Here is a 5,074-nt window from a genome sequence, read left to right on the forward strand (position 1 = left end):
TGATTGCGCTAAGCGAGACTCGGCCCAGTCAGCAGCCGCTGCACCGCTGGCGCGATGAAACCACCGGGTGGGAACGGCCGTCGCTTCCGGACGAGGCTCCGCGCGGGGTCGGATCCCGCGCGGTTGCCGAAGGATGGACGCTTGGTGCGGGGCGCGCTCCAATGTTCGAGCAGGCGAGTCGTGGCCGTTCGCAGCATCCATAGGTAGATGTGCGGCGGGAGACTGCCGGGCGTGGCGTTTCGGAGAGCACCGCGGCTGCCGGCAGGCTCGCGCCGCGGGCGGGGAGACCCCGGACGGAGGGCGGCAGGCAGTATCGCCGCCCGGAGGAGGAGGCTCCCCGCCCCCGCGCAGGAGACCGGCAGCGGTACCGCCGGGCTCCGGAGCGGCCCGCCGCGACACACCCTCCGCCGCACGCAGAGAGACCGGAACCCCGCTCTTGACGCTGCCTGACCGGCGGGAGACCTTTAGCCCTCTCCGCCGCCCGGGCGCGGAGCATCACCCGCACCGAGGCCCCGCGTGAAGGCCGACACCTTCGCCAAGCTGCTCGTGCTGGACACGCTGATCGACGCGGAGGTGGGCTTCTACCTGGAGCACCACCCGCCCGCCGAGGCGCGCTTCCGCGAGGGCCTGGTGTCGCGCATCAGCGACCTGGTGGACCAGGTGGACGCGCTGGACGCCGTGGCCGCGGCCCGCGTGTACGACGCCGTGGTCGACTTCATGGCCGAGCTGCCGGAAGACGACGACGAGGGCGTGGTGGAGACCACGCTGCGCTTCAAGCGCACGGTGGACCGCATCACCGCCCGCGGCATGGAGCGCGCGGACCTGGCGCAGCCCGCCACCTGGGCCGTGGTGCTAGACGAGCTGCTGGACGTGCTGGCGGCCGAGCACGCCGCGGGAGTGCAGCCCGACGGCGAGATCCGCCCCCACGAGCTGGCCCGCGCGCGCCTGCTGCTGCACCGCGCCCGCGACGCCGCGGACCGCATGGCCGCCACCCTGCCGGCCGAGCGCCGCGCCGAGGTGCGCGACGGGCTGGACCGGCTGGCCTTCGCCGTGGGAAGCCGCCGCCTGCCACCCGACGCGGTGCAGCTGCTGATCGCGGCGCCGCAGCGTGTGGCCCGCCGCTACCGCCCATCCACATTTTCCCGCATCGGAGGCTTCGTGATCGGACAGCTTCTTCGCCGCCGCGCCGCCGGCGGGCCGGAGGGCCAGTGACCGCCCCCGGCCGCCGCCTGGTGAGCATCCGCCGCCTGGTGCGCCAGGAGCGCATCACCGAGTACGGTGCGCTGTGGCTGGCCCTGCGCGACGCGGCCACGGCGCGCGGCGCCCACGCGTGGCACTTCCTGTCCAACAGCGTGGAGGGCCTCTTCTTGGAGTTCCTGGAGTTCGGGTCGGAAGAGGACATCCGCACCGACCCGGCGACCATCGCCGCCATCCAGGCGCTGCACGCGGCCTTCAACGAGCCGTACCCGCCGCCGGTGACGCTGGAGGAGTGGGTGGAGATCCCGCACGCCGCGGGGCCCGCGTGAGCGAGCGCGAGCGGCTGCTGGACCTGCTGGTGGAGCGCTCCATCCGCCTGGGCGACTTCGTGCTCGCGTCGGGCGCGCGGAGCAGCTACTACGTGGACTGCCGCGCCACCACCACCCACGCCGAGGGCCAGTTCCTCGTGGGCCGCCTGGGCCTGGCCGCGGTGGAAGATGCGGGGCTGGCTCCCGAAGCCGTGGGCGGGCTGACGATGGGCGCGGACCCGGTGGCGTACGCGATGGCGCACGCGTCGTGGCTGGCGGGGCGGCCGGTGCACGCCTTCTCGGTGCGCAAGGAGGCGAAGGCGCACGGCACCGGCAAGCGCGTGGAGGGCTGCTTCGCGCCCGGTGCCCGCGTGGTGGTGATCGAGGACGTGGTCACCACCGGCGACAGCGCGCTCAAGGCCTGCGCCGCCGTGGACGCCGAGGGCGGCGAGGTGCTGGCCGTGCTCACCCTCGTGGACCGCGAGAGCGGCGGCCGCGAGAAGATCGAAGCCGCCGGCCACCGCGTGCTCTCGCTCTTCCAGGTCTCCGAGTTGCTGGAGCGGGCACGGCAGGGCGGGGCGTAAACAGACGCCACCATCGTTGCAAACCGGCATGGCGTCGGTCCGCTGCGGAGGCACAACATGGTTCGTATTCCGACTCACGCGCCGCCGGCGCATCCGGGCGAGACGCTCCGGGAAGACTACCTGCCGGACCTGCGGCTGACGCAGCAGCAGCTTGCTGCGCGGCTGGGCATCTCGTTCCGGCGCGTCAACGAGATCGTGAACGAGAAGCGGCGCATCACGCTGGACACGGCCATGCGCCTGGGCCGGCTCTTCGGACAGTCTCCGCAGTTCTGGCTCAATCTCCAGCTCGGGTGGGATGTCTATCACGCCCGGTCGCCCGCCGCCGCGGAGATCGAGCAGATCGAGCCGATGGAGATTTCCGCGGCGGGCGGCTGATCGGCGGCTTCACCCACGGACTCCCGCTCCGCCTCCCGGCACCGGAGTTGCAGCGCGCGTTTCGCGCCGTGGCGGCGCTGACTGCGGTGTACCTGTGGTGGGGGATGCGGTGGGCAGCCGCGGCCGAGTTTCCGACTGGCAGGAGGAGAGATGCGGATACTGCTGCAAGCCAGGTCGCACATAGTCGGTGCAGGCGCGGCAACAGCCTGTTGCGGTACCGGGTCTCGGTTGTGCCGCGGGCCGCTCGCCACGTCAGGCGTGCGGCCCGCCGTCGTTTCACCCAAGCGGGAGGTCTGGCATGGACAAGAAGCTGAAGCTGGACGCGGAGAGCCTGGACGTGGAGAGCTTCCGCACGGCCGAGCACGACGGGCTGCGCGGAACCGTGGTCGGCCAGGCGACGCTGGTGAAGACGTGCGCCGCCAGCTGCCACTGCACGTCGGTCGACATCGGGTGCTGGTGCACGGAGGCGTGCTGAGCGCGACGAGGTTCCTTCCCCATCCCAAGGAGCAGCCATGAGAAAGCTGCGGCTGGACCCCAACCTCCTCTCCGTGCAGTCGTTCGATCCCGCGACGGCGCGGCTTCCGGAGATGGAGGCGGGGGCCTTCTCGGTTCCTGCGCACGCCTGCGGCGGAACCGGCGACAGCACGTGCGTGGGCGAGTGCTTCTGCACCGAGTACTACACCTGCTGGGCGGGCTGCATCCAGGACTGACCCGCACGGCACGTTGCGCGGGGCCCGCCGGCAGCCCAGCCGGCGGGCCCTCGCTTTTTGACCACGTGGCGCGGACCTTCCATCGCGCCTTCCGGGTCCCGGCTGCGAGCCGGTCCGGCTCCCGCACCTACCTCTCCCTGCGAGACGATGGCTGCACCTTCATCCGACCTCGCGGGGTGGTTGCGCGCGGGCCACACGCTGGGGCGCGGGTGCTTCCGGGCGGAGAACGTGGCGCGAGATGGCGGGCGGACGCTGCTCGCGCTGCCGGTGGGGACGTTCGACGGCGGCCAGATCGCCTCGCCGGAGCGATACGCGCGGGGCCGCTTCCACGCCCGCCTGCGCACGGCGGATGCGCCCGGCTCCGTCACCGCGTTCTTCCTGTACGAGGACGTGCCGGGCGAGGCGAACGACGAGGCAGACGTCGAGATCTTCAACGACGGCTCCGGCCGCGCGCTGCTCACCACGTGGCGCCACGGCGTGCAGACGCGGTCCGAAGATGTCCGGCTCGGCTTCGATCCCTCCGCCGCCGCGCACGACTACGCAATCGAGCTGGACGCCGCGGAAATCCGCTTCCTCGTCGACGAAGCGCTCCTCGCCCGCTGGAGCGACGGACTGCCCACACGGCCCATGCGCGTGATGGCGAGCGCATGGTGGCCGTCGTGGCTTCGCGGCCCGGCACCCGCCGATACGAGGTACAGCACCATCGAACAGATCAGCATCGACGCGGAGCCGGCGCGTACCGGCGCCGAACGGTGGCGCATTACTGCCGCGACCCCCCATCTCCTGCTCGACGGAAAGCTGGGATAGGGCTGGCGGAATCGCAGTGCGTCGGTGGTGTCGCGGCTGAGATTCCGGATGCGATGAATCGCGCCCCTACACGGCGCATATCTTTCCCATATCTGGAGATACAGGATCGGAGAGGGGATGTAACAGCTCTGGAGATGCACGGGCGGAGGGTGGACGGAACAGCGGCGGATGCTTCTCAAGGAGAGGCATCCGCCGCTGTTCATCGGCCGGTCGTGCTTCATCTACCATCCGCGATCAGCCTAGGCTCTGTCTGACGAATCGCTTTTTGCGGGCATGCTCGTCCCCCCACAGGAGGAGCGAGCATGAGATTACCTGCGGCTGATGCCTGCTCAGCGGCCTAACACCAAGTTCAGCGGCGCCGGGCGGCACCGCTGCCTGCAGGCTCACTGTAGCTCCGGCCTGGCGTCCGCTGCAATGCCTGGTTCGGCGGCAGGGGCTCGCCGCTCAAGGCGAGGGGATCGGCACCCATCGGTCATCCTCCAGACGCTTCGGCTGCTCCACCCAGCCTCCTGGCTCCCATGGATCCCAACGCAGGTGGAATGTGCCGGACTGCAGAGGCGGTGCCTCAATCAGGAAGACACTCGGCCCGTCGCGCTGGCTGGCGTCCACGACCATATCGAAATCCAGGTGCATCGTTCGAGCGCCCTGGTAGAACGAGATACGGTTCACATGTAGGCGACAACCGGAGACAGAGTGCCAGAGATACCGCTTGGGATCTCCAGGAACTGGTAACGGCGAATGGTCGTCAAAGAAATCCCGCTCCGGCGCCTTCCCGGGATCGGTGGTAACAATGCTGTCTAGCGCGGCCGGGTTAACGTAGCGGCCCATCGAATCTCGCACCTCCACCAGCACGGCCACGGGCGAGCAACTCTGCGCCGCCACAGGCGCGGTCGCGGCAAAGACGAGTAGACAGGCGACTGCGCTTGGCAACTTCGAGTGGCTCACGGGACCAACCAATCAGCGGAAGAGGATAGGAAGCCGCCTAACGACACAAGGGTCAGGGGTGCGGGGCCGACGCGTAAGCCTCTCATCCACGCCGAAAGCATGCACGGCCCCGCATCCCCTGCAGCCGATTGTTAGGCCCGTAGCCTAA

The 5,074-nt window shown here is 70.3% G+C and carries 8 protein-coding genes; 7 read left to right on the forward strand and 1 reads right to left on the reverse strand.

All coding sequences use genetic code 11. The features are described from left to right. Positions 1-516: 516 nt before the first annotated feature. From VFE05_23445 to VFE05_23475, 7 genes are all read left to right on the forward strand, one after another. On the forward strand, positions 517-1,212 hold the full coding sequence (locus VFE05_23445; GenBank protein HET6233052.1) for a hypothetical protein: 696 nt from the start codon (positions 517-519) through the stop codon (positions 1,210-1,212). Beyond that, positions 1,209-1,526, forward strand: coding sequence for a hypothetical protein (locus VFE05_23450; protein HET6233053.1), 318 nt, complete (start codon positions 1,209-1,211; stop codon positions 1,524-1,526). Before VFE05_23445 ends, VFE05_23450 begins: the two co-directional genes overlap by 4 nt. After that, positions 1,523-2,089 (forward strand): orotate phosphoribosyltransferase, encoded by a 567-nt coding sequence (gene pyrE / locus VFE05_23455; GenBank protein ID HET6233054.1) that lies wholly within the window; start codon positions 1,523-1,525, stop codon positions 2,087-2,089. Before VFE05_23450 ends, pyrE begins: the two co-directional genes overlap by 4 nt. A gap of 57 nt (positions 2,090-2,146) precedes the next feature. Then, positions 2,147-2,464 carry a HigA family addiction module antitoxin gene (locus VFE05_23460; protein ID HET6233055.1) on the forward strand — a complete coding sequence of 106 codons (318 nt, stop codon included), beginning with the start codon at positions 2,147-2,149 and terminating at the stop codon, positions 2,462-2,464. A 298-nt stretch (positions 2,465-2,762) separates the two neighbouring features. Then, positions 2,763-2,939, forward strand: coding sequence for a hypothetical protein (locus VFE05_23465; protein ID HET6233056.1), 177 nt, complete (start codon positions 2,763-2,765; stop codon positions 2,937-2,939). Positions 2,940-2,976: 37 nt separating this feature from the next. Further along, positions 2,977-3,174, forward strand: a complete 198-nt coding sequence (locus VFE05_23470; protein ID HET6233057.1) for a hypothetical protein — start codon at positions 2,977-2,979, stop codon at positions 3,172-3,174. A 147-nt stretch (positions 3,175-3,321) separates the two neighbouring features. Further along, on the forward strand, positions 3,322-3,981 hold the full coding sequence (locus VFE05_23475) for a family 16 glycosylhydrolase (GenBank protein ID HET6233058.1): 660 nt from the start codon (positions 3,322-3,324) through the stop codon (positions 3,979-3,981). A 444-nt stretch (positions 3,982-4,425) separates the two neighbouring features. Here the strand turns inward: VFE05_23475 and VFE05_23480 are convergent, their stop codons facing one another. Then, positions 4,426-4,926 carry a hypothetical protein gene (locus tag VFE05_23480; GenBank protein HET6233059.1) on the reverse strand — a complete coding sequence of 167 codons (501 nt, stop codon included), beginning with the start codon at positions 4,924-4,926 and terminating at the stop codon, positions 4,426-4,428. Positions 4,927-5,074: the final 148 nt, after the last annotated feature.

This window comes from Longimicrobiaceae bacterium (genome assembly GCA_035696245.1).
Lineage (GTDB): Bacteria > Gemmatimonadota > Gemmatimonadetes > Longimicrobiales > Longimicrobiaceae > DASRQW01.

Excerpts from the sequence above, each read along its gene's own strand:
- VFE05_23465 (HET6233056.1), top strand. The coding sequence starts at position 2,763 with ATGGACAAGAAGCTGAAGCTGGACGCGGAGAGCCTGGACGTGGAGAGC.
- VFE05_23470 (HET6233057.1), top strand. The coding sequence starts at position 2,977 with ATGAGAAAGCTGCGGCTGGACCCCAACCTCCTCTCCGTGCAGTCGTTC.
- VFE05_23460 (HET6233055.1), top strand. The coding sequence starts at position 2,147 with ATGGTTCGTATTCCGACTCACGCGCCGCCGGCGCATCCGGGCGAGACG.
- VFE05_23475 (HET6233058.1), top strand. The coding sequence starts at position 3,322 with ATGGCTGCACCTTCATCCGACCTCGCGGGGTGGTTGCGCGCGGGCCAC.